Genomic DNA, 26,246 nt, shown 5'->3' on the forward strand with positions numbered 1-26,246 from the left:
GAGGTTTTAGAGATGGAATTAAAAGAAAATATGATCTTGTTAGATCAAGCACCAGCGACCAAAAAAGAAGCGATCCGCTTAGCGGGCGAATTATTGGTAAAAGAAGGCTGTGTTGATAAGCGTTATATCGATTCAATGATCAAAAGAAATGAAGATGTTTCGACTTATATGGGTAATTTTATCGCGATCCCTCATGGTACAGATGAGGGGAAGAGTTTCATCAAAAAGACAGGGATCTCGGTGGTCCAGGTACCTTTAGGAGTGGATTTTAGCAATGACGAGCAAGTGGAAAATCTAGTAACGGTAGTATTTGGGATCGCTGGGTCAAACAATGAGCATTTAGAGCTATTATCGCAGATCGCCTTATATTGTAGCGATGTTTCTAATGTAGCAAAATTGGCGGATGCTACAACTAAAGAAGAGATCATTAATTTATTGAAAGAGGTTGGATAATAATGAAAGCATTACATTTTGGCGCAGGAAATATTGGACGTGGTTTCATCGGTGAAGTATTAGCGAAAAATGGTTTTGAGATCACCTTTGTTGATGTAAATGAAAAAGTGATCACAGCTTTGAATGAAAAACATGAATATCTTATCCAATTAGCAGAACCAACTAAAAAACAAATTAAAGTTACTGGGGTCAATGGGATAAATAATGCTAAAGAACCAGCCAAAGTAGCTCAAGCTTTTGCAAAAGCAGATATCGTAACTACAGCGATCGGACCTAAGATCTTACCTTTGATCGCTTCATTGATCGCAGCTGGGATCAAACTCAGAAAAGAAACTGATAATTATCAAAAAATTGATGTGATCGCTTGTGAAAATATGATCGGTGGTTCGCAATTTCTAAAAAACGAGGTCTATAAGCACTTAGACGAAGCAACTAAAGCTTTTGCGGATGAATATATCGGTTTTCCAAATGCAGCGGTCGATCGGATCGTCCCGCAACAAAGTCACGCAGATCCGTTATTCGTGGTCGTTGAACCTTTTAAAGAATGGGTCATTGATGAAAGTCAACTAAAAGATCCAGCTTTAAAGCTAAAAGAAGTCCACTATGCAAAAAAGCTTGAACCGTATATCGAACGCAAATTGTTCTCGGTCAATACGGGACATGCAACGGTAGCGTACACCGGGCAAGTTTACGGATATGACACGATCGGTGAAGCGATAAAAGATAAAAGGGTATTAGACCAAGTTAAGGCTGTACTAGCTGAGACCCGTGAATTATTGTTAGCTAAATGGGATTTTGAACGCTCTGAACTGGAAGCTTATCAACAAAAGATCATCGAACGTTTTGAAAATCCTGAACTTTCAGATGAGATCACGCGTGTCGGGCGGACACCGATCCGCAAGTTAGGCTATGATGAACGCTTTATTCGCCCGATCAGAGAAGCTAAGGCACACAATTTGAGCTACCAAGCACTTTTAAAAACAGTAAGTGATATTTATCGCTTCAATGATCCAGCCGATCAAGAAAGCCAACAGATAAAAGAAATGTTGACGACTTTACCTTTGATCGAGGTGATCTACCAAACAACTGGGTTAGATAAACAAAAAGATGCTGCACTGTTGGCGGAATTAGAAGCGCAGTGTGAACGATAACTTTGCTGGCTACTACCCTGAGTTTGGGGTGGTAGTTTTGTGTTACTACCTAATATTTTAAATATAAAAAATTAAAGGTTATACTGGAGGGTAGGACGATGAGAAAGCAAGGTGAAAAGGCGTGGTAAGATTGACCAAACGCCAGGAAGTGATCTTGACAGAATTGGTGAAAAATGTTCCCGAGGGGATCGCACTTTCACAGTTGAGTAAGATCACTAAAGTCAGTCGGCGGACGCTATACCGGGAATTTAATGAATTGAGTTTGTATTTGCAACATCTCGGGCTAAATTTACAAAATGAACAAGGACGCTATGTTTTAGTGGGTGAAAATGTAGCTTTGAAGCAATTACAAATGATGTTGGGGATGCAAGCAAAATTAGTTGAACCACTTAAGCCAAAGAGTCGCCAAAACGCTTTGGCAGCATTACTGTTATTAGCCGATGAACCACAAAAGATCATCAGTTTAGCTCTGGAATTGGACGTCAGTGAAGCTACGATCCAACGTGATCTAGGTGGGTTAGAGGAAGCTTTTGCTAGTTTTGCGATCAAATTACAACGCCAAAAAGGTGTGGGTGTTTGGCTAGAGACGACTGAACTCAAGCGGCGTCAGTTTTTAAGTGAGATCATGTTGAATGAACTCAATGATTATCAATTTTTTGCTTATTTAGATGATAAAACAACGATCACACCAGACTTTTTCTTACGATTATTGCCTAAAAAGCTATTGCAACAATGTTATCGGGGCTTGGAACAAAAGGTTTTGCCAAAATTAAAGATCACTTCGGATTACCAAGTATTGCAATTAGTTCTTCTTTTTGCGATCTGTTTGGTGCGAAGTAAAAAGCATCCCGTAAAAGTAGAGCTAAAAGGGCAACTCTTGCGTTATCAAGCCTTAGTATATGCTTTTTTGAGTAAAGTAGATGAGGATCTTGAACAAAATGAGCTCATTTATTTAGCATATCAATTGAAAAAAGGTGATCAAAACGCCAAAAGTTTTACCTATACTGATGAATATGAATTAGCAGTCTCCCTCAAAGTAAAAGCACTGATCGCATTAGTATCACAGGAGATGAAATTTGATTTTTCACGTGATCTAGTCTTTTTTAAAAAGCTAAGCCGCCATGTGATAACGCTAAAGGAGATCTTTTTTGAACAAGCGATCAGTGAGACTGAATTACAACTGATCTTGTTATATTTTGCTAGTCAATATGTAGAAACTAAGCGCTCAGATAAGTTAGCGGTGTTGATCGTTTGTGAAAACGGGATCGGGACGTCTTCGCTTTTGAAGCAACGTTTGAAAAAAGATCTTCCGCAAGTCAAGCATTTCAATCTTGCACGGATCCAAGAACTAAATGAGATCGATCTAGCAGAATATGATATTGTGTTGTCGACGTTACGCCTACCGGGATTTCCACGCGAATACCAGATCGTTAGTCCATTATTGACCAAAGAAGAACTTATGCGATTAAAGACCTACATCAAAGATTACCAGCGTAAATATTTTGCTAAAGTAGCAACTAGAAAAAATAAGCAGTTCAACGGTAAATTACCTCAAACTTTGAGCTTTATCGCAGCGACAGCCTTTTTTTGCACAGAATTAGTCAATGAGCTACAGGTCAAAAAAGTTGATAATGCTGGACTTGATCTGCAACAGACCATTGAAAAGCTCGTAGGTGAGATCGGTAACAATATTATTTTGAATGAAGCAGAGGTGGTAACTGCTTTAGAAAAAAGAGAACGCTTAGCCCCGATCGGTCTGCCTGATAGTTCGTTAGCCTTGTTGCATACGACTAGTTTTGCGATCAAACGTTGCCATTTTGCGATTTTCGAGCTGATTGAGCCGATCACGATGCAAGCGATGGATCAATGCCTGATCACCGTTAAGCGCATGTTAGTTTTATTGGCACCAGAAAACATGTCTCAGATCGAGCAAGATGCTTTGGGAACGATCAGCAGTATGGTCATAATGAATGATGACACCTTGGCTTTATTTGAACAAGGAGATCAAAAAGCACTTCAAAGTGAGCTGGCTAAACGTTTCTTAAAAGAAATAAAATCTGGTATACCAATTTAAATAGATATTAGTTGACAGAAGAATTTTGTTGCGCTATATTTAGTTTTGTTACTTGATGTAACTAACTTCTATAAGATTTGAAATTAACAATTAAGGTATATACCAATTTTAAAATGTGAGGTATTGAATTATGTGTGGTATCGTTGGCGTAACTGGCAATGAAAATGCAACAGATATTTTATTAGATGGATTACAACAATTGGAATACCGTGGCTATGACTCAGCCGGTATCTATGTAAATGACCAACAAGGTGATGGATTTTTAGTTAAGGAAAAAGGCCGGATCGCTGATCTACGTGCTTTAGTCGGACCAGAAGTCAAGGGATCGACTGGGATCGGACATACACGTTGGGCAACACACGGAGTCCCAAGTGTTAAAAATGCCCATCCTCATGTTTCAGCTGATGGACGTTTCTTCTTAGTTCATAACGGTGTGATCGGCAACTTTAGCCAATTGCGGGATGAATACTTGGTAGATGTTGAATTAAAGAGTGATACAGATACCGAGATCATCGTGCAATTGATCGGTAAGTTTGCCGATGAAGGGATGGATACTTTAGCTGCTTTCCGCAAGGTCTTGGGCTTAGTTGATGAAAGCTCATCTTATGCATTCTTATTGATGGATAAAGAACAACCAAGCAAGCTATTTGTAGCTAAAAACAAGAGTCCATTGTTACTTGGTGTGGGGGATGGCTTCAACGTTGTTTGTTCTGATGCCACAGCAATGCTTGAACAAACGCATGATTTCATCGAATTGATGGATGGTGAAGTCGTGGTAGTCGAACCAGATAAGATCTCGATCATGGATCCAGCTGGCGATGCCGTAGAACGCGAACCATTCCATATCGATATGGATCCACAAGCCGCTAAAAAAGGTGCCTATCCATATTACATGTTAAAAGAGATCGATGAACAACCAGGTGTGATGCGCACTTTGATCCAAGAATACTTCAATGAAGACGGCTCAGTTAAGATCGATCAAGAATTATTGGATGCTTTATCCAAGGCAGATCGTTTATACATCGTAGCTGCTGGGACAAGTTACCATGCTGGTTTAGTAGGTAAAGAGTTATTTGAAAAATTAGCTCATATTCCAACTGAAGTTCATGTGGCTTCTGAATTTGCTTATAATCCACCGTTGTTGTCTGAAAAGCCATTCTTCATCTTCTTGACGCAAAGTGGGGAAACAGCTGATAGTCGCCAAGTGTTGACTCAAGTTAATGAATGGGGTTACCCAAGTTTGACGATCACAAACGTGGCTAACTCAACGCTTTCACGTGAAGCAACTTATACTTTGTTGTTACACGCTGGTCCTGAGATCGCGGTTGCTTCAACTAAAGCTTACACCGCTCAGATCGCTTTAGAAGCTATTTTAGTCAAAGCTTATGGTGAAGCCAAGAACATCAAGGCTGCTAAGGACTTTGACGTTGCAGGTGAACTGACAAAAGTTGCTAACGGGATGCAAGAATTAGTTGATGAAAAAGGTGACATTGAAAAGATCGCCCAAGATATGTTTGCGACGACACGCAATGCATTTTATATCGGTCGTGGTGTTGACTATGCGTTAGCCCAAGAAGCTGCTTTGAAGCTAAAAGAAGTTTCTTATGTTCAAACTGAAGGATTTGCTTCAGGTGAATTAAAGCACGGCACGATCGCTTTGATCGAAGAAGGTACACCAGTCGTAGCGATCATCACTGATCCTAAGACAGCTGCTCATACACGCAGCAATGCGCAAGAAGTTATCGCGCGCGGTGCAAATGTCTTATTCATCTCCAGCCGTGATGTAGCCACTGAAGGTGATCAGATCATCTTACCAGAAGTTGATCCATTGTTATCACCACTTGTTTCAGTCGTACCGACACAATTGTTGGCTTACTATGTAAGTTTACAACGTGGTTACGATGTGGATAAGCCACGTAACTTGGCTAAGAGTGTGACTGTTGAATAAAATTTTGATCTAGTAAAAGTCTGTTTCTGTCTAGGAGCAGACTTTTTTGTTTTGTTTTTTAGTATTAGCTTTATTTTATGGACGGGACAAAAGTTAGTGAGAATATATGCGATATCAAAGCATGATCCAATATCATGCTTTTTATTTAAGAAAGTTTGAATAAATTTAATTTTATGATAAGATATTTATTTATATTACTTATATAAGATGCTTTTTTTATAAAGGATGAGATAACGTGTTTTGTAGATTGTGCGGGACAAAAAATCTCGATGACAGTAAATTTTGTATCAAGTGTGGGCAAGAGTTGGTCACGCTTGAACAAGCTACAACAGCTGATACAGCAGTTAAAAAATTTGAGATAACTTCAAATTCTCAAACACCGGCGAACTTAGTAAATTCAACTAAATTGATGTTTAAAGATATTTTTCGTTATGGTAAATGTATGAGTCGAGCTGATTATTGGTATGGCATCTTAGGTTTAGCTTTATTAACGGTCCCTATTGTTATCGGGCTTGTTTTTTGTATCAGTTTAGCTAGTCGGATAACGCAGTATTATACCATTCAAGCGCTTGTGTATATGGTGCTTTTTATTAGTATAACAGGAATTATTTCATTATTTTTGATGGGGCTCTCAGCTGCTATTCGCCGTTTACATGATATCGGAATGGATGGAGCGTGGATCTTGTTAAAATTTATCCCATTTGGAAATATTATTTTATTAGTATTTATGTGCCAACCAGCAGTCATGGAAAATAATCGCTATCGGCAAGAAAGCCAGAGCTCATTTGGTAAAAAAATCTATAGTATCAAAGGTTTGGTCCCTGTGATCGTACTATGTGTGGGCTTGGTCGGAACTATGCTATTTTATAGTGTGGTGACCTTGACTGATACCACTGATGATGTTGGAAATACAGAGCTGTATTATGACAGCTTAGATGATGACTATTAAAAGTGAGGTTTGACAGTGAAGAAAAGTAATAAAAAAGTCTTTGTAGGGCTAGTAGTGGTGCTTACTTTTATCGCACTATTAGTTTTTGGGATCTCTGAGTTGAGTGCGTTAGGACAGACTCACCATAAATATCCACAAAAAAGGGAGCATAAGGTCGCTAGTTCAAGCTCTACAAGTTCGATGAGTTCGACTTCTGAAAGTTCAAGTGAAACTAGCTTAAGTAGTAGTGCTAGTTTTGTAAGTAGTTCAAGTGTTGCAACGACTACAGCAACCCAAAGTTCAGCTAGTGAAACTTCAAGTGTAGTGGCGAGTTCAAGTGAAGTGATCGATCCATGCCCTGAACAAGTTGAAGAACCAGTGACTTATGCTTATCAAGCGCCAGATCCAGTGCAAAATACCCAAACGGTCTATGTTAATGCTGACATTCCTGGTCGCTATCACTTAGATCCCAATTGTCGTGGTCTACAACGCCATGGTGGTGGGACGGCAATGACGCTTACAGAGGCAAAAAGCCAAGGTTACCAAGTCGAATGTGCGTATGAACGCTATGGAAATTAGTGCACAATTTGTTATATTTAGCTAGAAAGTTCATAATAAAAGGTGCATATTTTTAAAAGGATGGCGAATGCGGATGACAAAGACAGTATATTTTGCAGCTGGGTGGTTTACCCCAAAGCAAAACGCAGCTTACGAACAAGTAATGAAAGCGATCAAGGAAAACAAGACGATAAATGATGCTGACAGTTATGTTCCCTTGGCGCATCAATATAAAGGTTTACGCGTGGATGAACATCCTGAATTACTAGAAGATAAAGAATGGCAAACGGCAACGTTCAACGGGGACTGTGTCGGGATCAAGAGTTCAGACATCTTCTTATGTACTTATCTACCAGATGAAGAAGATATCGGCTGTGGGGTCGAGTTAGGCTTAGCCAAGGGGTTAGGCAAATATATCGTGTTGGTGATCCCAGATGAAGATTATGGTAAGCCGATCAACTTGATGAGTTTTGGTGTTGCTGATACAGTCATCAAAGTCTCCGAGTTAGCCGAGTTTGATTTTAATAAACCATACTACAACTTCTATGAAGGGGCAGTATATTAGAATAATAGTGACCACTCTGTTTTAGGGTGGTTTTTTATTTGAGTAAGATAAGTTCAATTTTTAAGAAAAGGGTCCTAGATATGAAAAAGGATGAGTGCGATGAAAGATGAGGTAAGGTAGTTAAATTACTGCTATGTTGGGTCATCATATTTATCGTTGGCATTGCTGGGGGCCAACTAGGGAAATATATGTTCTTACGTCAAAAAATTCGCTGATCATACCGTTACAAAAAGAATTAACAAAAAATATCATCAAGTCGGCTTTATGGGAGATATCAAAGTTACTATGGTCGATAAAGATAGGACTGCAGCGGGATGGTAGTTAAACCTATACCGAAAAATCAGATCATGGAAGAACTTATCAAAAAAAGCTGTGGGTAAATTTTAGGCCTTCTGAGTTAGAGCGCTTGATGTGGGGACTAAAGAGTTGCAAAAAGGCGAATTAGGTAGTCGGGATCAGAATTTTACTGAAAGCTTAGTGGTATTAAAAGAAAGCGCAACTCAACGACAGTCAGCTGTTAAAACAGAATTAAAACATTGTTTTCAAAAGAAAAGATAATTGAGGTCAGGGGGGATGTATCTCTTTGAAAACTGATCTTAAGTTCCAAAGCGTAGCGACTGTGATCGTTAAAAATCAACATGAAAAATTACCTTTGGGTGATTACTATAATTCGGACATTCAACAATTTGTCAAAGAGGGGCTAAGCAAGCTATAATCAACATTACATACATAACAGGGATAACCTTACAGTTATCCCTGTTATGTATATCGTTAAATTTCAGCTAGTGCCTTTGCGATAGGAGTGTCACCATTTTGCATCATGATTACTTTTTTACCAGTATTATCGTATTTCAAAAGATCAGCTAAAACAGTTGCGACATCTGCGATCGTATTGGTAGCGATCTTGGCATCTGTGACGTTGATCTTGCCTGTTGCAGGTCCTTCAACTAGTCTAGTCGGTTGAAGGATAGTATAATTCAAGTTGGTATTGTTGATCAGGTAAGTGTCAGCAAAGAATTTAGCGACATTGTAATCCATGATCTCACGTAATCCTTCTTGGTGCCAATTTTTTGGTTGGAGTGCATAGATCGAGCTTAACAGAATGAAGCGTTGGATATTTTTAGCTTGGGCAGCTTGCATCACTTTAACTGCTCCAAAGGCATCAACTTGTAGTAGGGCTTGACCACGTGAACCGGCAACAAAGTATACACTAGTCGCAGCCCCCATAAGTTCAGCGATTTCTTCAGGAGTAGCGACAGCTAGATCAAGTTTGACTGGAGTAACACCGGAAAGTGTGACGATTTTTTGAGGAGAACGTGCCCCAGCAATAACTTGATGTCCAGCAGCTACTAGATTCTTAATTAATTCTGTGGCAACTCGGCCTGAACCACCAGCAACAAAGATTTTCATTTTCTCACCTCATGATCATTTTGATAGTATTTTTGAGTTTATAGGCACATAGTCATGTACAATATGAATATAGCATGAAAGAATTTTGGTGACTAGAATGCACTTTTTTGTCTAAAACTATGATTTATGTTATTTAGTATCAAAAATGATAGTGAGGTTTTATTGATGGATCTAGAAAAAGCAACAACATTTAACTGTCCAGTTGAGGCAACGATGCAGATCATTGGGGGCAAATATAAAGCGATCATTGTGTATGAGTTGATCGATAAGACCCTTAGATACAGTGAGTTACAACGTTTGATCCCCAAGGCGACTCCGAGGATGTTGACACGCCAATTAAAAGAACTTGAAAGTGATGGGATCATCAGTCGAGTAGTTTATCCAGTCGTTCCTCCTAAAACAGAGTATTCGTTGACTGAGTTAGGGAATAGTATAGTTCCGATCGTAGTAGCATTATGCGATTGGGGCGAACAGTATTTAGATAATTTGAACTAAAGAGTGTGAGACGATACAAAGAGAGCCTACCATCCGCATCGTGGTAGGCTCTCTTTGTACTATGCACTATAGTTTAGTCTTTGAAAGTTAAAAACTTATCAACTTCACTGCGCTCAGTATAAAAACCGTTGATCTTTGTTGATTGATTGCGGTAACCTAGCGCGATCCCTATTATAAGTTGTTTATCATCTGGAATCTGCATAATATTTTTAACGATACTTGGATACTTAACGATCTCCCAAGCTGGAATTGAATCGACTTTTCGGTCAGCAGCAGCTAGCATCAGTGTTTGTCCGAAAGCCCCTAGGTCATAGATCGACCACTCGGAAGTATTCTTAGGCAGGGTCAGATAGACAAGAGCTGGGGCATTGAACAATGTGATCTGTGATCTCCCCATTTGTTCAGCGTCAGTCCCTAAGAATGTTTGTAAAGCTTGGCTCCAAACACCAGCATTTTGGCGTGCTAAAAGACTCATCTTATCGCGATGCATAAAAGGTAAGTCAGAATTTCCAGGAAGTCCACGCTGAGATAATTCAAGGTGTAACTCTTTGATCGTTTCCAAAGTCTTTCCTGTTGCTACATAAACTTCCCAAGGTTGTGAATTGACCCATGACGGAGCGCGACGGGCATCAGCGATGATCTCTTTGATAGTCTCTTTTGTAAGAAGACGATCGCTAAAATCACGGATCGAACGACGATAATTAAGGGCATCTTTGAATTCCATAGTTAGTTACTACTCTTTCTTATTTTTAGTAAGTACGATCTATGTTAACTTACTTAAAGTGAGTAGTAAAGAGTAAATGTTGATTTATTTATATAATTTACGACTTAGTTCCACCTTCATTGTCGGCTTCACCACTAGCCCAGACTTTAGTTGCATAGATCGAGTTAAAGAGTAGGGCTGCTTGCAAGGCAACTTGGGAGAGATAGGCACCTAAAGAGCCAATGTCAGTAGCACCGGTCATGACTTGGATGCTTAGGATCGACCAGTAGAGGATATTGGCGATATTGACCACGATCCAAAGCGACCAGTTTTCTTGGTATTTCAAGATGTAGAGCAGTTGAGCGATGAAACTGATGACAAAATTGATCGAATCAAAATACGGCAGTTGTCCGTGCAACAAAGCTAAGATCCACCAGCCGATAAGCCAAGCGATAAAGGCACCGACAAAAAGTTTTTTGCGACTGTCAGGCGAAAAACGATGCGTTGCTTGGTCATGGCCCCACATGAACCAGCCGATGGGTTGCGAGATGACATAGAAGATATCCATCGCAAATGAACCATAGGCATGACTGATCCAAGCGATGTAAGTCATAGCTAGACACTGGATCGTCCCAAAGATAAAAGCGATCTTGCGCCCTTTCATCCCATAAACAAGTGATAAAGTGCCTGTGACTCCTGAGATCATGCCGATCAAGCTGTCAGGGACGATCCAAAATACGGCTAGTTGGATCAAGATCAAAATGCTGACATAGGTAACTTCAAATTTCTTCCAATTGGTAAATAATTGCTTATAAAGCCAAGTGTTTGTCATAGTGATCACCTTCCTTTAATATTATGATAAAACGATTACACCGATAATTCATGTTCTTTGTCTTGGCGAAAAGTTTTTGCTAAGATCGAGGTAGAAATGTTAGTTTGGAGGGGTTTTTTTGAAAAATTATAATTGGGCAACTTTAGGTTGTGGCGTGATCGCAAATGAATTAGCGCAGGCTATGCAAGCACACGGACGCACATTATATGGTGTTGCGAACCGGACGCACAGCAAGGCAGTTGATTTTGCCAAAAAATATGGAGTCACTAAAGTCTATGATCAGATCGAAGATATCTTTCAAGATCCCAACGTCGATATTATTTACATTTCGACGCCACATAATACGCATATCAAGTATTTAAATAAAGCGCTCAAGGCCGGTAAGCATGTGCTCTGTGAAAAATCGATCACGCTAAATGCAACTGAATTAGAAAAAGCCAAGCACTTAGCAGCCAAAAACAACGTGGTCTTAGCTGAAGCGATGACGCTTTATCACATGCCACTCTACAAGGAATTAGAAAAAGTGATCGCAAGCAAGTGTTTGGGTGAATTGCGCATGCTACAGTTGAACTTTGGAAGCTATAAAGATTACGATATGACAAATCGTTTCTTTTCTAAAAAATTAGCAGGGGGCGCTTTGCTAGATATCGGTGTCTACGCTTTATCTTTTGCGCGTTGGTTCATGTCCCAAAAACCAGATAAAGTCGTTTCTCAAGTCAAATTAGCCCCAAGCGGTGTTGACGAACAGGCCGGTATTTTACTGCAAAATAAAGCTGGGGAAATGGCGACGCTTGCTTTGACATTGCATGCTAAGCAACCAAAGCGAGGGATGGTCGCTTTTGATAAGGGCTATATCGAGATCTACGAGTATCCTCGGGGGCAAAAAGCGACGATCACTTATACAGCTGATGGTGGTAAAGAAGTGATCGAAAGTGGAGCAACTAAGGATGCCTTGTTCTATGAAGTGACCGATATGGAACAAGCCGTCGCTGGGGGCAAAAACGTGATGCACTTAGATTATACGACTGATGTGATGCAGATCATGACTGAGCTTAGAAGAGATTGGGGTCTAGTGTATCCAGAAGAAAAATAAGATTTTCCTTTTACATTTAACAAACTAGTATTATAATAGTAATTGTTCTCGGGATGTAGCTCAGTTTGGTAGAGCACCACGTTCGGGACGTGGGGGTCGCAGGTTCAAATCCTGTCATCCCGATCAATTACTAGTTAGAGTCGTACCTATGCAGGACGGCTCTTTTTATTTACGGGGGGAAGTTAAATGAAACGCGCGCTTTGTCTTTTTATGATCGGAGCTTTTGTTCTAGGTGTCAGCGGGTGTAGCTATCACGTGACGTGGGGCAAAAACAGCGTCAAGTTATCGGTCAGACCTACTAAAAAAGCGAGCTTGACTAAAGAGAGCTCAACAACAACTAGTCAAAGCAGTTTTGCCAAGCGTTACACTAAAGGAGAGCTAAAACAGATCACAGCTGATCTGTTGGCACCCTACGAGCAAAGAGGGTATACCAAGGAAAAAAGCTTTGCAGGGACTAAGACACAGTATGCTAAATGGGAAAAAGATCCAACTAGCCCAACAGCTAAATATGCTGATCAAGCTATCTCAGTTGATCAAGCTAAAGGAACGGGCGATCAGTTCGTTTATTTTTGTCCAGCTAAACATGTTGCGTGGGCAGTGATCTTTACAGCAGATAAATAAGAGGATTTTTAAGCGATCAGCCCTAGAAATTAGCGCTAATTCATTGCCAAGCATGGTGGATAACGTTTATAATTATAGTCAAAGTTAGTCAAACAGATTGAGGATAGTTTTATGCAAAATCGCAATATTTCCGATATAATCGAACGATATTTAAAGAGTATTCTTGCTGAAGCTTCTCAAGTTGAGATCAAACGTTCTGAAGTCGCAGACCAATTTGACTGCGTACCTTCGCAGATCAATTATGTGATCAAGACGCGTTTTACTTTACAAAATGGCTATTTAGTCGAGAGTAAGCGAGGCGGAGGTGGGTATATTCGGATCGCCAAGGTCGATTTGATCAGCGACCCGGATATTTTAGATGAATTGATCGAGTACGTTGGGACCAGTATCAGCGAGACCAAAGCATTTCAGATCATTCAAACGCTCTATGAAAATGAGCTATTGACACATAAAGAGGCACATTTAGTAGCGACTGCGATCGAGAAAAACACGCTAGCACTATCCGATAATGAGTTAGAAGAGGCGATCCGTGCCAAGATCTTGAATCGCATTTTAAACCGTCTGCGTTGTGCTGATCAATAATAGAAAGAAGGGGATCTTATGGATTCAACATCTTACACACCGAGTGCTAACCAAGTCTTGTTACTTGCACAAGAACAAGCTAACTACTTCAAGCACCAAGCGATCGGGACTGAACATTTATTGTTAGCCCTTGTCTTGGAGGAAAATGGTGTTGCCGGCCAAGTTTTAAGGCAAAACCTCGTAAGTAGTGTCGATATCAAAGAAGAGATCGAGCGGCTCGCAGGGTATGGGACTTTGCGCCGTCAAGCACCAGATAGTTATTTACCATATTCACCAAAATCCAAGGCCGTCTTGAATGATGCCTTGCGCCAAGCGATGATGATGGGTTCGTCTAAGATCGGGACCGAACATTTATTATTGGCACTATTAAAGGATGAAAATATTTTATCTTCACGGATCTTGTACAGTTTACAAGTCGATACCCGGCGCTTACGGCAGTTATTATTGCGCCAATTGGGCATGACTGACCGCCAACGTCAACGTTTAGCTAAGCAAGCTAGTGAAGCCCAAAAACGTTCTAAGACAGAAACATTAGATGGCTTAGCGCGGGATATGACGGCGATCGCACAAAATGAAGATACCGATCCAGTTATCGGGCGCGCAAGTGAAGTCAAGCGTGTGATCCAAGTTTTAAGTCGCCGGACGAAAAACAACCCAGTATTACTAGGTGAACCTGGTGTGGGTAAGACAGCGGTCGCAGAAGGTTTAGCGCAAGCGATCGTCAACGGAGATGTCCCTGAGAATTTGGCAAAGAAGCGCTTGATGATGCTTGATATGGGTTCACTTGTGGCTGGTACCAAATACCGGGGCGAATTCGAAGATCGCTTAAAGAAGATCTTAGAAGAAGTCTACCGTGATGGCAATGTGATCTTATTTATCGATGAGATGCACACTTTGATCGGCGCTGGTGGGGCTGAAGGGGCGATCGATGCCTCTAATATCTTAAAACCTGCCTTAGCGCGGGGCGAAGTTCAAGTCATCGGGGCGACGACATTAGATGAGTATCAAAAATACGTTGAATCTGATCCTGCTTTAGAACGGCGCTTTGCGACAGTAATGGTCGATGAACCTGATCAACAAGCGACCCTAGAGATCTTAAAAGGTGTCCGTTCCCGCTATGAAAAGCACCATAAAGTCAAGATCGACGATGATGCTTTAGATGCGGCCGTCAAGTTGAGTTCGCGCTATATCACGAAGCGCTTCTTGCCAGATAAGGCGATCGATCTGATGGACGAAGCGGCAGCACGGTTGCGGATCATGAATGCTGAAAAGAGCAGTAAGTTATCTAAAGTTAAAGCTAAGCTAAAAGAAGTCAGTGATAGCTATGACGAAGAGATCTTACACGAAAACTTCGATGATGCGGCTAAATTACGCAAAGAAGTTTTGAAATTAAAAGAAAAAGTCGAAAAGCTCACAGCTAAACAAGCCAAAGAAGAGGCTAATGGTGAGTTTAAGGCTGTAGTGACCCAAGAAGATGTGGCAGCTGTCGTCTCAGAATGGACAGGCGTACCTGTCACCCAATTGACTAAGACTGAAAGTCAACGTTTGGTCGGGTTAGAAAAGATCTTACACCAACGAGTAGTCGGACAAGATGAAGCTATCAGTTCGATCGCTAAAGCTATCCGCCGTTCACGCAGTGGTTTGAGTGATCCGACCCGTCCGATCGGCTCATTTATGTTCTTAGGGCCTACTGGGGTCGGTAAGACTGAATTAGCCAAGGCTTTAGCCGAAGCGATGTTTGGCTCAGAAGAAGCGATGATCCGTGTGGATATGAGCGAATACATGGAAAAATACTCCACCAGTCGTTTAGTCGGTGCTCCTCCAGGATATGTCGGCTATGATGAAGGGGGACAATTATCCGAAAAGGTCCGCAATAAGCCATATTCAGTCGTCTTATTAGACGAAGTGGAAAAAGCCCACCCAGATGTGTTCAACATCTTGTTACAGGTGTTAGATGATGGGTACTTGACTGATTCTAAGGGGCGTAAAGTCAACTTTAGAAACACGATCATCATCATGACTTCTAACTTAGGGGCAACTGCCTTGCGGGATGAAAAATCCGTTGGGTTTGGTGCAGGTAATGTTATTGATGATTATGCTGCAATGTCAGCTAAGATCAGAGAATCGCTCAAGAAGAGCTTTAGACCTGAATTCTTGAACCGGATCGATGAGATCGTCATCTTCCATTCACTTGAAAAAGATGAGTTGCATCAGATCGTGAAGTTGATGGCAAAAGATATCATCAAACGGGTAGCTGAACGCAATGTGACGCTAAAGATCACGCCTGCTGCGATCGATGTGGTCGCTAAGGCTGGCTTTGATCCAGAGTATGGTGCTCGTCCGATCAGAAGAGCTTTACAAAATGAGATCGAGGATCGCTTGAGTGAAGCTTTATTAGAGGGCAAGATCGTTACAGGCGCAACGGTCACTGTCGGGGCTAAGAAGGGCAAGATCACTTTGACGATCAAAGATCCAAAAGTTGAAGCAACAAAAGAAAAAGTGAATAATTAAAGTCTTAGAAAGCATCCTGCCGCCTGGTGGGATGTTTTTTTAGATATATTTGTTGAGTTGTAATTTAGTTGAGAAAAATTATAATTAAGTGCAACACTAAGGGGAAGGTGGGGGTACTTAATGGATCGCCGAATTATTTTACTAACGCAATTTATCTTGAGTTTTGGTGGGGGAATGTCTAATATCGCATTGCTGACACTGATCACTAAATGGTTCGTGTCAGCTAACTATGTGGGGGTGTATTCTTTTTGCTTATTTGTGCCACGGGTCCTACTGGCAACTTACATTGGCGGGCAAGTCGATCGGTCTAAAGATCTGAAACGAACGCTTTTATTTTCGATGGGTTGGACAGCGCTTTTTATGTTTATCATGACAAGTAGTGTTATTTTAGAGATCAAACACTTTTGGTGGCTCGTCATGTGGTCGATCTTTTATGAAGTCGCTAGTAGCTATTATTATCCATGTTTGACTAAACTTTTGGTGGTACTTTTTGAACGTTCTGAGTTGAGTAAATTAAATGCATCATTGAGTACAGCTGTCACGAGTGCAAACTTGTTTTCTGGTTCAGTTGTGACGGTAGCGCTGGGGTTGGTCAGTTTTGGAGTCTTTTTAGTGATCGACCTAAGTCTGTATTTAGTAGGTCTAGTGTTATTTTTTGCATTAAAAGTTGAAACCAAACCTTCTGTAGAAACGCCAAGTGAGCCCCCAGCTAGTTTGTGGAATGGAGTTAAGGTCGTTAAATGCTTATTGAGAGAAAATCACTATTTAGCTCCAATTTTTTACATCGCTTTGATCTTTAATATCGTTTTAGCACCTCAAAGCGTGTATTTTGCCGAATTAGCCAATAATGTTTTTCATGATCTGAAATTACTAGGGCTATGCAACACGCTGTTTGTCAGTGGCTTTTTACTGGGCTCATTGTTCTATCGTATAGTTGATGTCTGGCTAAAGACTCATGAATATATCATCTTTTCTTTAGTCTTAGTGCCGTTAGCCTTTGGTCTGATCGGAACTAAAGTAAGCTGGTCAGTCTATGGTGGGATCGTTTTATTAGGCTTTGCGATCCCACTATATAATATTTCGACCCAGCTCATTTTACAGACTAAGGTAAATAAGAAGACGGTGGCGACAGTCTCAAATAGCTACTATGCACTGTTGAATGCGACGCAACCGCTAGGACTATTGGGGTTTCCCTACTTGATCTCTCTTTTTGGGATCGGTGGTGTCCTGTTAGGTAGTGCTACTTTGTTAGGTTTGTTGACGCTAGGTGTGGTGATTTCAAAACAGATCGGTACTGAATTGGATATATAGTAAAAAACTTCCCAGACGACTTGGCGCCTAGGAAGTTTTTTAACTTATTTCATATTCTGGATTTACAAAGTGCCCAGTTTGTTTGATTTTCCCTTTCCCGATAAGGTCTCGCGGGATTTTTCTGGTTTGATATGATCCAGTTCCTAATTTCAATTGAATATCTTTTCCAGTTTAACGACCGTATCAGCGATTTGATCGATGAAATTTTGATCGTGTTCGATCACTAACAGTGCGGGTTTGGTTTCTTGTAATAAAGTCAAGAGTTGGTCTTGGTTGTAGGTATCTAAGTAGTTTAGGGGTTCGTCCCACAGATACAACTCAGCCGGGGTAGCAAGTGAAGCCGCTAATTCGACCTTCTTTTGTTGGCCTAAGCTCATATTTTCGAGTAAAACATCAAAGGTGTGGCGCTCAAAGCCTAGTTTTTTCAAAAGCGTCAACAAGAGCGTATAGTCGAGGTCACGTTTTTGCGCAAACTCTTTGAGAGTCCCGCGGTTGGCACTGAAATCTTGGCGTACGACACTGATATTTTTGGTGTTTAGTGACAATTCACCACTTGAAATTGCCTTTGAGCTTTTCAAAAGAGCTTGGAAGAGACTGGATTTGCCACTGCCGTTATTACCTTTTAGGACTACGATCTCACCGGCTTTGACCTCAAAATTCAAAGGCGAAAATAGCTGTTTTTCGTAAGCAAGCGTGAAGTCCTTGGCTTTTACTAAAACTTGTTTGTGGGTCGGTTGGTAGTTTAAGCTGAGGGGTTCACTGACTTCGAGGTTTTTTAGTTGGGTCTCTTTTTGTTTGATCTGCTCTTCAGCTCGCGACTTCAAAGCGGTAGCACGTTTCATCACTTTGGCAGCACGGCGACCGATAAAACCTTTATCGGCGTGCGAGTTATTTTGTTTTTGTCTTTCTGCTTGCGATGCCCAATTTTCTTTGGTCAAAGCAGCTTGCTTGAGTCGTTTTAGCTCGTGGCGTGTTTTTTCATTTTGCTGGATATCATGGCTATCCCGGCGTTTCTTTTGTATTTCATATGACGCAAGATCACCATTTTCTAAGTGCAATTGACTTCTTTCAATGACTAAGGTATGGTCGATCGTTTGGTCTAAGAAGGTGCGGTCATGGCTCGTGACGATAAAGCCCTGTTTTTTCTGTTTTAGGTAAGCCACTAATTCCTGACGCCCCGCTAAGTCGAGGTGATTTGTCGGTTCATCGAGCAAGAAAAAGTGGTCAGCTTGGCAAAAGAGCGCACATAACATTAATTTTGTCTGTTCCCCACCGCTAAGTGTGTTAAATGGTTGCCACAAAAGGTCTTCACTGATCCCAAATAACTTGAGCTCACGTTTTAGTTCCCATTCTAAAAAGTTCCCCGTCTCTTGCAGACAGTAAAGCGCGAGTTGTGTTTGATCGCCCAAAGGTTGTGGAAAATACGCTAGGGGCACGGAAACATTGATCGTACCCGTATAAGAAAGTTTATTTTGTAATAATTTGAATAAGGTAGTCTTACCGCGACCGTTGCGCCCTAAAAGACCTAAACGCCAAGAAGTATCCAGTTCAAAATTGGCGTTGTCAAAAAGAGCTACTTGACCGGGATAAGCAAAAGTAAGATTTTTGATCGAAATATTCGACATAAAGGCATTCCTCCAATTTTTGAGGAACAAAAAAAGCCTGCACAAGGGCAGACTGAGTCATCTTGCATCAGCCTAGAACCCTAAATTCTGCCCAAGTGAAACCGACTCTGTTTGTTCCCAGAGTTGTTAAACTTGTTTTGTGCAGAATTTAGAATTTCAATGGCGACGCCTCCGTTCGATTTGATCTACGAACTAGGATAGCAGGTTAGTTGTGCACTGTCAACCGAAATTTTGCGATAAAGTTTCAAGTAAAAAGACACGTAATAGTGCAATATAAACTGCACTATTCCTTTTCTATAATGTGCTTATATGGATTTATCCGTATATAAATGTTATAGGGAGTGTTTTTTTTATGGAAAATAAATTTTGTTCAAACTGTGGTCAACAGTTAGAAGCAGGGGCGAAATTTTGTCCCCAATGTGGTGCCACCCAAAATGTAGCACCAAGTAATCAAGGACAAACGGTGAACCAACAGCCACAAACCCCACCGGTCCAACCAAATCCTCAAAGCTACCAACAAGCACCACAACAACCAAACATGCAACAAGGGTATCAACAACAAGTGCCACCAACAGGGCAACAACCATACCAACAACAAGTACCACCAACGGGACAATATCAACAACGGGTAAATCAATTTACAAATGATATCAAAAAATTTAAAAATGTTGTCCCAGGTCAAATGGGAGCACAACCTGAATTAGGCTTTTGGGATAGTGTAAAGTATGTGACTGCAAATACGTTTGATTTTAAGACGCCAGAAACACGGAAGGCAGTTTATTGGTGGGGAACTTTAGGACAATGTATTGTAGGATTGGCCTTGTATATGGTCGTATACTTTTTGGCGGTTATGGCATTCAGTAGTGGTAGCGAACTTATGCTACTTTTAGGGAATCTATTTTATATTATTTTTTATGTTTTCTGCTGTGCTTCCGGAATCAGCTTGTTAGCTGCCGCAGTACGCAGAACACGTTACATTGCTAATAATCCATGGTTAGTTTTAGTGCCATTTTACAATATTTATTTATTATTGGTCGATCATCCACAATACCAAAGTCAACCGTATCAACAACCTAACCAAATGCAACAACCATACCAACAACAAAATTATGGTCAACAACCACAATATATGAATCAACAACAACCACAACAAGTACCATCACAAAAGCCAAACGATGATCAAAATACACCTCAAAATTAGGGGGAGAATTGATGTTAAATTGTCCTAACTGTGGGCAACAAAATCCTGCTGGTTCTGCATTTTGTAGTAATTGCGGAGCGCAGTTGCAAATGTATGCCCCACCTAAGAAAAATGGCTTGCCTGTTCCAGCGATCATCGGGATCTGTATAGCCGTAGTCGTGTTGATTTTTGGTGGCTTATATATGTTAGGCGGTAATGATCCTGAGTATAAGACAGCTGATAAATTGGAATTAGCTGATATTGTGGGGACTTGGAGATTAGTTGACGAGAGCAAAAAAGACACGATGACCGAAGAGATAAAAATCAGTGAAGATGAGATCACAACGGATTCAGGTGAAAAAATTGCTGTACGTTACAGTACTGTGACTGATGAAGACACAGTGATCATTTCAGATACCGATAATATTTTTACAGCTAATATGGTTGAATTACGTCTGGAAAAGCGTAAAGTCAACGGAATTGAGCATGTTGTCCTTGCTGTCTATAACAGTTCTGATGATAGCTGGGGATATTACGTAAGAAAGTAGAGGTGCTTCTATGATTTGTCCAACTTGTGGATATCAAAATTCACTTAGAGAGAAGTATTGTCAGCAATGTGGGCTTATTTTGCCCAAAGCTAGTCGTTCGAAATTACCAGTAGTCATTATTGTTAGTTTTTTGCTTTTTACAGCAATTGGGACGGGTCTAGCATATCATTTTGGCGTGATCAACAATGACCCTAAGTATGTGAAATACGATAAGATCGAACCTAAGGATGTCACTGGTAAGTGGAAATTTGTTGAGGAAACAAAAAAGGGTGTATTAGATAAGAATCTTCGATCATTTGAGATCACACCTAGTAAGATCACATACAGAGTGAAATCGAGTAAAGAATTACAAAAAATAGATCTATCACTGAGAATTGTGGATAAGTCATCAAAACTTATTGTATTTGCAAATAAAGATGCTAGTAACTGGTTAGCATTTCGCTTGAAAAAGCATAAGATAAATGGTGTTGAACGAACGGTTTTAGCTTTTCCAGTTCAAGATGGCGAATGGGCTTACTTTGTACGTGAAGGGAAGTGAAGTTAGATGCAATGTCCAAACTGTGGAAAAGATAATTTACCTGGCGCACAATTTTGCGAAAATTGTGGACAAAGTTTGTTAGCATCACAACAAACTTTCATTCAACCGATCCCACCTAAAAAGAATAATGCTGGTAAATATGTTTTAGGTGTGTTTATTGGCTTGTTACTCAGCATACTTGCAGTTGGTGCGGTAACTTTAGTGCATAACTCACTAGCTCAACGCCCAGACAAAACAAGTACTAAGTTAAAAACTGAAACGGTCAAAGATCCCCCTAAAGAAGAGGAAGATGATAGTTCAGCCCAGGAAGATTCAAGTTCTGATGATACCGATATTGATCCATCAGCTGAGCAAGAAGTTGATCAGAATGCGCCAACGCCTGTTGTAGCTAACGGTCAAACGACAACTTGGGTCAGCGATGATGGACCAGTTTTAACTATCAACGGTACAACGACCGTAACGATCTCAAACGGAAGCAAGATACCAGAAGATGGTACTTACGATATTAAAGGTATCGAAAATAATGGTGAGAAATTTTATATTGCACGCGGGCCTGCTAGTATGGGAGAGATCAGCATCGTTGACAATGTTTTGACTTTGAATAATCAAGGTCAGATCACGACTTATCACTATCAACCCGAGTCAAAAGAAGATAATACCGAAAGTAGTTCCTATGATGATGGCGATAATATCTATGAAGCAGATTAGGAGAGAATATTATGCAATGTCCAAATTGTGGAAATAATAATGCTCCTGGAGCCCAATTTTGCCAAAACTGTGGCTACAATTTTTTAACGGGTAAGAAAAAAGGTCCATGGCTATATATTTTATTAGTTGTCGGAGCTTTAGTTATACTATGCGGTGGATTCTTTACGTACAAGGCTATTACTAATCAAACAGCAAGTGTCCCAGCCAAGCAAGTGACAAGTTCCAAAAAAGAAACTAGCTCTTCTAAGGAAAAAAAGAAGGAAAGTTCTAGTGAAAAAGAAAGTCCGACCATAGAGGAAAGTTCATCAGAACGTGAAAAAGCTGCTAGCACAAGTGTAGAAACAGCATCTTCAAGTAGCCAAGAAACTAGTTCAGCATCAGCTTCAACGGGGATAGTTGCTGGAAAGAATACAACTTGGTCGACAAATCCAAATGGAAATGGGGAAGAGGAGCTTTTTGTCATTCAAGGCACCGATTCGGTTTCTATGAGTCATAATACAGTTGGACCCTCAGGAACTATGATGCACAGTGACGGAACATTTACTATTGAAAATGTTAGTGAGGGCGGAAACAGATTTTTTGTAATGGATCGTGCCATTGTTTTAGGTGAAGTGACGATCTCAGGCAATACTTTGACACTAAATCAACAAGGACAGGTCAGAACGTATTATCTCAAGCACCAGTCCTAGTGTAATTAAATGCCTAACGCAAAATTTGCGTTGGGTATTTTTTGTCTTAATTTAGGTAAAAGATAACGTTTACATAAAAAATCTAGCATGGTAGAATTTACGTGTAAATATTTAGACTGGGGGGATATGATGAAAGAGGCAAAACAAAAGCAAAACATTCAAAAAGTCAACGAGCTACTCACAGAACTATATGATCTGCTAGACCATCAAGCAGCTAAAGCAGCCGTTCAAAATGCGTATAACAAAATAAATACGTCAGATAAACTTTCAGTCCAGTATGCCGAGGTGCTCGAAGCGATCGAGGCGCTGAAAAGAGAGTTTTCAAGGCTGTCACTTGCTAAAAAGACAAAATTCACCCGTGCCCAAGAAGAAATAGTCTCCCAGTTGACGGTTTTTACCAGAAGATCTTTTCAAAAAGGTTTTGAAGGCTTAGGAATGGTGAGCGTTTGGTTTGGATAAGAAAATACCTGATCGAATTTCAAAAATTTGGTCAGGTATTTTTTCATGTAAAACTACATGTATAAGTACGTTGAAGACCGCTATATCAACTGCAAGACGCATTTTATATAATTTGAGATGTATTAATGCTAGGGAGTTTATCATTATGGATAAAGAAGAAATCGATATTGAGGCATTGCACTCATTTTATAAGGAATTACAAAATTTGATCGGTCTAGAAAGCATGTTGAAGGTCCATGATCACTATAAAGGCTCGCAATTAGTGATCCCAAGCCATCTCTATGACCGTAAGATCGCTGCGACAAAGATCACTGAGCAATACAACGGACGCAATTCACGTGAACTAGCGCGCAAGTACGGTTATTCCCAAAAATGGGTCTCGGACAATTTACGTAAAGCCCGTGAAAAAGGCACACTGGTAGCAGATTGCAAAAAATAGGTCAAAATTGTGTTTTATGAGGATCGGTAGAAAAATAAAGGCAAAGTTATTAATAGTACTAGAGGTGATTAGTATGGAAGGAAGAGTGGTCAAATTTTTTGACAATAAGGGATACGGTTTTATTACAGGTGAAGATGGTGAAAGTTATTTCTTCCATATCTCACAATTAATAAATTCGCAATCAATCGATAGGGGAGACCTCGTTTATTTTAGCCCTACAACTAGTAATAAAGGAAAGCAAGCTAGACAAGTCAATGTAAAAGAAACTAACAAGAAAAAGTTTATAACTATCGGTAATAAAAGAGTAAAGTTGTCTAATATAAAGGAGTATGGATCATCATATGAATATGCTGTTTATGAAGTAAAGAGTGAGGATGATGGAGGCCTTAGAGGAATCAGTGAGATAGAAACTGATAGCGAAATATTAGATGGAATCTTTTTTGTACTAGATATGTTTTCGACTGCAGCTGATGCTTTTAGCAATGAAAAGCCAAAAATATACTATGAATTTTCTCACTGGTCAAGATATTATGTTGAATCTAAAAATGGAGTTGTTTGTAAAAAGGTCCCATATGTGTGGATAACTACATATCAAAATGAAACTTATAGATTTCATGATGAAAGAAATGTTGGCTTAGAAGATTTAAGAACACAGATAGACAGTTATAATGTGCAAAAAATTATAAAAGAATTAGATGTGTATCTGAATTAAATTTGAAAAATACGTTAAAGCAGATAGAGTTAGGTAAACTGTTTTTTATTTGGTGACACCTATTGTCTATATGAGATTGGATAATATGAAGTAATCATTGGGTATGCATATATACTAGGATCACTGGTTAAAATCGTGCGTGCAACAATGACGGTAGTTGGTGTAAAAAACGCAGTGATGCCGGGAAATCAAGAAAGTAGGTATGTAAATGCTAGATGAAATATTCCAAAAAATATATGTAGTGGCAGAGAAAGTTTATAACTATATGTACGAAATTTTAGGCGATCCAGCAGGTTGGTTTGATTGATCGTAGTTAGCTCGGTTCTTGGGAATCGGGCTATTTTTAGTGTTAAATAAAAAAACTATTTTTGGGATATAATCATAGTATATTAATAACTATTTGTAGATGTGAGGTTATAGGAATGATAGGTAGCTATAGTTCTAAATCAAGATTGGAATCAGCTTTAAAAGAAAGTAGACGCTACGGCAGAGATGGGCATCTTGAAGCTGAAAAATCAATTAAACTGCTAAGAAATGTAATTAAAAAATCAGTGGAGGAATTAGACAAAGACATTTCAAAATTGGAGAAGAGTAATTATAAAAATAATGACGTATCTAAAAACCTAGAAGAACAACTTAATAAAATTAAGCGAGAGTTTGAATTAATTCCAGATAAATTACAAAAAGATATATTTAGTTTATCAGAAAACGTTTTTTCTATTACACTTTTTGGAAGAACAATGGTAGGAAAATCAACTTTGATGGAAATTTTAACACATGGGGATGGAAAAAGCATTGGTAAAGGGTCACAAAGAACTACACGGGATATAAGAGAATATAGATATAAAGATACAGGCATGAAGATAACAGATGTACCAGGAATTGCAGCATTTGAAGGGAAAGTAGATGAGGAAACAGCATATAAAGCTGCTGAAAAAAGCGATTTAGTACTTTTTTTGATAAGTGATGATGCTCCTCAAGATGCTGAAGCAAAATGTTTAAAAAAAATAATTGAATTAGGGAAACCAGTTATTTGTCTGATGAATGTACGAGCAAATCTAGATATAAATACTAATATGAGCCTCTTTAAAAGAGACATACGCTCTAAAATGATAGAGGGTCTAGATAGACTTAACGAAATAAAGGAACAATTTTGGGAATACGGCAAAAAATATGGACAAAATTGGAGACGAATCCCGTTTGTCTACGTTCATTTAAAATCGGCTTTTGCAGCACAGCAACCTGAGTTTGCAGAATATAAGGAACTTCTTGAAGAATTATCAATGTTTGATAGGGTGGAAAAGTTGATTGAAAGTGAAGTTATAAAAAACGGACCCTTTTATAAAAATAAAGCTTTCTTAGATCTACCATCATATAAACTGTTAGAGGTATCTAAAACATTACTTGAACAAAGTGCAATGAATGGCGAACAGGGGAGAACTTTAATTTCAAAAAGAAGAAAATTTTCGAAGAGTATCAAGCAATTTAAAGATTCAAGTCATAAAAAGATAGATTTATTTACTACAAGAATGACGAATGAATTAAAAAAGGAAGTAGCAGATTTTGCTGAAATACACTACGATGATACTAATGCTAGTCAGGAATGGAAACGAGTTTATGAGGAATATGAGTTAGATAAAAAGGCACATCAATTGCTTATTGAAATAGGTGATGAATGTAGGAGTCAAATAAATGAAATTAGGCGTGAAATTAATGCAGAGTTGAAATTTACACATAGATTCATGAAAGATAGATCACTAGATATGGAAAATATTCCTGACTTTGGAAGAATGTTTAGATGGGCAAATACAATAATTTCGGCAGGTATAGCTATAGCAGGTTTTTTCACTGCTGGAGTAGGCGCAGCAATTATAAGTGCCGGAGTCAGTATCTTGGGATTCTTTGGGATTGAAATTTTTGATGATAGGGAGGAAAAAATCCGGGATGCTCGGGAAAAATTGGAAAAGAAGTTGGAAGAAAATATTGAAAGGACAATGTCTAAGATAAATAAAAATATGAAATTTACCATCGATAAAAGGTTAGTAAAGGGGCAATTAAATAGAGCCCTTTGGACTTTAGATAAAGTTGTTGATACGTTTTTTAGTTTATCAGA

At 39.6% G+C, this 26,246-nt stretch carries 28 protein-coding genes and 1 tRNA gene; 25 read left to right on the forward strand and 4 right to left on the reverse strand.

Going from position 1 to position 26,246, the window contains the following annotated elements:
* Positions 1–12: 12 nt before the first annotated feature.
* The 9 genes from Q9Q35_RS08850 (at position 13) to Q9Q35_RS08890 (ending at position 8,392) form a co-directional block, all read left to right on the forward strand.
* Complete coding sequence (locus Q9Q35_RS08850; protein WP_304653040.1) at positions 13–453, forward strand: PTS sugar transporter subunit IIA; 441 nt, start codon at positions 13–15, stop codon at positions 451–453.
* A complete protein-coding gene (locus tag Q9Q35_RS08855; protein ID WP_304653066.1) occupies positions 453–1,604 on the forward strand; it encodes a mannitol-1-phosphate 5-dehydrogenase in 1,152 nt (383 codons plus the stop codon). Before Q9Q35_RS08850 ends, Q9Q35_RS08855 begins: the two co-directional genes overlap by 1 nt.
* Before the next feature lie 130 nt (positions 1,605–1,734).
* Entirely contained in the window at positions 1,735–3,678 is a 1,944-nt protein-coding gene (locus Q9Q35_RS08860; RefSeq protein WP_304653041.1) for a BglG family transcription antiterminator, read from the forward strand.
* 130 nt (positions 3,679–3,808) lie between these two features.
* Positions 3,809–5,626: a glutamine--fructose-6-phosphate transaminase (isomerizing) gene (gene glmS / locus Q9Q35_RS08865; RefSeq protein WP_304653042.1), complete on the forward strand. Its 1,818-nt coding sequence runs from the start codon at positions 3,809–3,811 to the stop codon at positions 5,624–5,626.
* Between the two features lie 235 nt (positions 5,627–5,861).
* A complete protein-coding gene (locus tag Q9Q35_RS08870) occupies positions 5,862–6,575 on the forward strand; it encodes a DUF805 domain-containing protein (protein ID WP_304653043.1) in 714 nt (237 codons plus the stop codon).
* Between the two features lie 15 nt (positions 6,576–6,590).
* Complete coding sequence (locus Q9Q35_RS08875; protein WP_304653044.1) at positions 6,591–7,133, forward strand: hypothetical protein; 543 nt, start codon at positions 6,591–6,593, stop codon at positions 7,131–7,133.
* Positions 7,134–7,200: 67 nt separating this feature from the next.
* Positions 7,201–7,677, forward strand: coding sequence for a nucleoside 2-deoxyribosyltransferase (locus Q9Q35_RS08880; RefSeq protein WP_304653045.1), 477 nt, complete (start codon positions 7,201–7,203; stop codon positions 7,675–7,677).
* Between the two features lie 426 nt (positions 7,678–8,103).
* Positions 8,104–8,235, forward strand: a complete 132-nt coding sequence (locus Q9Q35_RS08885; RefSeq protein WP_304653046.1) for a hypothetical protein — start codon at positions 8,104–8,106, stop codon at positions 8,233–8,235.
* Between the two features lie 25 nt (positions 8,236–8,260).
* Positions 8,261–8,392, forward strand: coding sequence for a hypothetical protein (locus Q9Q35_RS08890; RefSeq protein WP_304653047.1), 132 nt, complete (start codon positions 8,261–8,263; stop codon positions 8,390–8,392).
* A 56-nt stretch (positions 8,393–8,448) separates the two neighbouring features.
* Here the strand turns inward: Q9Q35_RS08890 and Q9Q35_RS08895 are convergent, their stop codons facing one another.
* Positions 8,449–9,087: an NAD(P)H-binding protein gene (locus Q9Q35_RS08895; RefSeq protein ID WP_304653048.1), complete on the reverse strand. Its 639-nt coding sequence runs from the start codon at positions 9,085–9,087 to the stop codon at positions 8,449–8,451.
* Between the two features lie 165 nt (positions 9,088–9,252).
* Between Q9Q35_RS08895 and Q9Q35_RS08900 the strand changes: the two genes are divergently transcribed.
* Entirely contained in the window at positions 9,253–9,582 is a 330-nt protein-coding gene (locus Q9Q35_RS08900; protein ID WP_304653049.1) for a helix-turn-helix domain-containing protein, read from the forward strand.
* A 73-nt stretch (positions 9,583–9,655) separates the two neighbouring features.
* Here Q9Q35_RS08900 and Q9Q35_RS08905 read toward each other — a convergent pair whose 3' ends face one another.
* Together Q9Q35_RS08905 and pnuC are read right to left on the reverse strand one after the other, a co-directional pair.
* Complete coding sequence (locus Q9Q35_RS08905; RefSeq protein WP_304653050.1) at positions 9,656–10,306, reverse strand: nitroreductase; 651 nt, start codon at positions 10,304–10,306, stop codon at positions 9,656–9,658.
* A 97-nt stretch (positions 10,307–10,403) separates the two neighbouring features.
* On the reverse strand, positions 10,404–11,117 hold the full coding sequence (gene pnuC / locus Q9Q35_RS08910) for a nicotinamide riboside transporter PnuC (RefSeq protein ID WP_304653051.1): 714 nt from the start codon (positions 11,115–11,117) through the stop codon (positions 10,404–10,406).
* Positions 11,118–11,235: 118 nt separating this feature from the next.
* Between pnuC and Q9Q35_RS08915 the strand changes: the two genes are divergently transcribed.
* The 6 genes from Q9Q35_RS08915 to Q9Q35_RS08940 all read left to right on the forward strand — a co-directional run bounded on the left by Q9Q35_RS08915 (position 11,236) and on the right by Q9Q35_RS08940 (position 17,235).
* Complete coding sequence (locus tag Q9Q35_RS08915) at positions 11,236–12,210, forward strand: Gfo/Idh/MocA family protein (protein ID WP_304653052.1); 975 nt, start codon at positions 11,236–11,238, stop codon at positions 12,208–12,210.
* Positions 12,211–12,259: 49 nt separating this feature from the next.
* A tRNA-Pro gene (locus Q9Q35_RS08920) sits at positions 12,260–12,333 on the forward strand.
* 63 nt (positions 12,334–12,396) lie between these two features.
* The gene (locus Q9Q35_RS08925) at positions 12,397–12,831 is read left to right on the forward strand and encodes a porin (RefSeq protein WP_304653053.1); all 435 of its coding nucleotides are present in this window, start codon (positions 12,397–12,399) and stop codon (positions 12,829–12,831) included.
* A 111-nt stretch (positions 12,832–12,942) separates the two neighbouring features.
* Positions 12,943–13,413 carry a CtsR family transcriptional regulator gene (locus Q9Q35_RS08930; protein WP_304653054.1) on the forward strand — a complete coding sequence of 157 codons (471 nt, stop codon included), beginning with the start codon at positions 12,943–12,945 and terminating at the stop codon, positions 13,411–13,413.
* A gap of 18 nt (positions 13,414–13,431) precedes the next feature.
* Positions 13,432–15,924: an ATP-dependent Clp protease ATP-binding subunit gene (locus tag Q9Q35_RS08935; RefSeq protein ID WP_304653055.1), complete on the forward strand. Its 2,493-nt coding sequence runs from the start codon at positions 13,432–13,434 to the stop codon at positions 15,922–15,924.
* A 120-nt stretch (positions 15,925–16,044) separates the two neighbouring features.
* Positions 16,045–17,235 carry an MFS transporter gene (locus tag Q9Q35_RS08940; RefSeq protein ID WP_304653056.1) on the forward strand — a complete coding sequence of 397 codons (1,191 nt, stop codon included), beginning with the start codon at positions 16,045–16,047 and terminating at the stop codon, positions 17,233–17,235.
* Between the two features lie 149 nt (positions 17,236–17,384).
* Here Q9Q35_RS08940 and abc-f read toward each other — a convergent pair whose 3' ends face one another.
* Positions 17,385–18,860 (reverse strand): ribosomal protection-like ABC-F family protein, encoded by a 1,476-nt coding sequence (abc-f, locus tag Q9Q35_RS08945; RefSeq protein WP_304653057.1) that lies wholly within the window; start codon positions 18,858–18,860, stop codon positions 17,385–17,387.
* Positions 18,861–19,212: 352 nt separating this feature from the next.
* Between abc-f and Q9Q35_RS08950 the strand changes: the two genes are divergently transcribed.
* The 9 genes from Q9Q35_RS08950 to Q9Q35_RS08990 all read left to right on the forward strand — a co-directional run.
* Positions 19,213–20,061 carry a zinc ribbon domain-containing protein gene (locus tag Q9Q35_RS08950; protein WP_304653058.1) on the forward strand — a complete coding sequence of 283 codons (849 nt, stop codon included), beginning with the start codon at positions 19,213–19,215 and terminating at the stop codon, positions 20,059–20,061.
* Between the two features lie 11 nt (positions 20,062–20,072).
* A complete protein-coding gene (locus Q9Q35_RS08955; RefSeq protein WP_010688214.1) occupies positions 20,073–20,588 on the forward strand; it encodes a zinc-ribbon domain-containing protein in 516 nt (171 codons plus the stop codon).
* 79 nt (positions 20,589–20,667) lie between these two features.
* The gene (locus tag Q9Q35_RS08960) at positions 20,668–21,126 is read left to right on the forward strand and encodes a hypothetical protein (RefSeq protein WP_304653059.1); all 459 of its coding nucleotides are present in this window, start codon (positions 20,668–20,670) and stop codon (positions 21,124–21,126) included.
* A gap of 6 nt (positions 21,127–21,132) precedes the next feature.
* The gene (locus Q9Q35_RS08965) at positions 21,133–21,834 is read left to right on the forward strand and encodes a zinc ribbon domain-containing protein (protein WP_304653060.1); all 702 of its coding nucleotides are present in this window, start codon (positions 21,133–21,135) and stop codon (positions 21,832–21,834) included.
* A gap of 11 nt (positions 21,835–21,845) precedes the next feature.
* A complete protein-coding gene (locus tag Q9Q35_RS08970) occupies positions 21,846–22,523 on the forward strand; it encodes a zinc ribbon domain-containing protein (RefSeq protein ID WP_304653061.1) in 678 nt (225 codons plus the stop codon).
* A 129-nt stretch (positions 22,524–22,652) separates the two neighbouring features.
* A complete protein-coding gene (locus Q9Q35_RS08975; RefSeq protein ID WP_304653062.1) occupies positions 22,653–22,982 on the forward strand; it encodes a hypothetical protein in 330 nt (109 codons plus the stop codon).
* A gap of 145 nt (positions 22,983–23,127) precedes the next feature.
* On the forward strand, positions 23,128–23,421 hold the full coding sequence (locus Q9Q35_RS08980; protein WP_304653063.1) for a Mor transcription activator family protein: 294 nt from the start codon (positions 23,128–23,130) through the stop codon (positions 23,419–23,421).
* A 73-nt stretch (positions 23,422–23,494) separates the two neighbouring features.
* Positions 23,495–24,133: a cold-shock protein gene (locus Q9Q35_RS08985; protein ID WP_304653064.1), complete on the forward strand. Its 639-nt coding sequence runs from the start codon at positions 23,495–23,497 to the stop codon at positions 24,131–24,133.
* Positions 24,134–24,555: 422 nt separating this feature from the next.
* Positions 24,556–26,246, forward strand: a 1,691-nt coding sequence (locus tag Q9Q35_RS08990; protein ID WP_304653065.1) for a GTPase domain-containing protein, incomplete at its 3' end; no start/stop codon positions are given.

Origin of the sequence: uncultured Ligilactobacillus sp., assembly GCF_948826705.1 — a bacterium.
Classification (GTDB): domain Bacteria; phylum Bacillota; class Bacilli; order Lactobacillales; family Lactobacillaceae; genus Ligilactobacillus.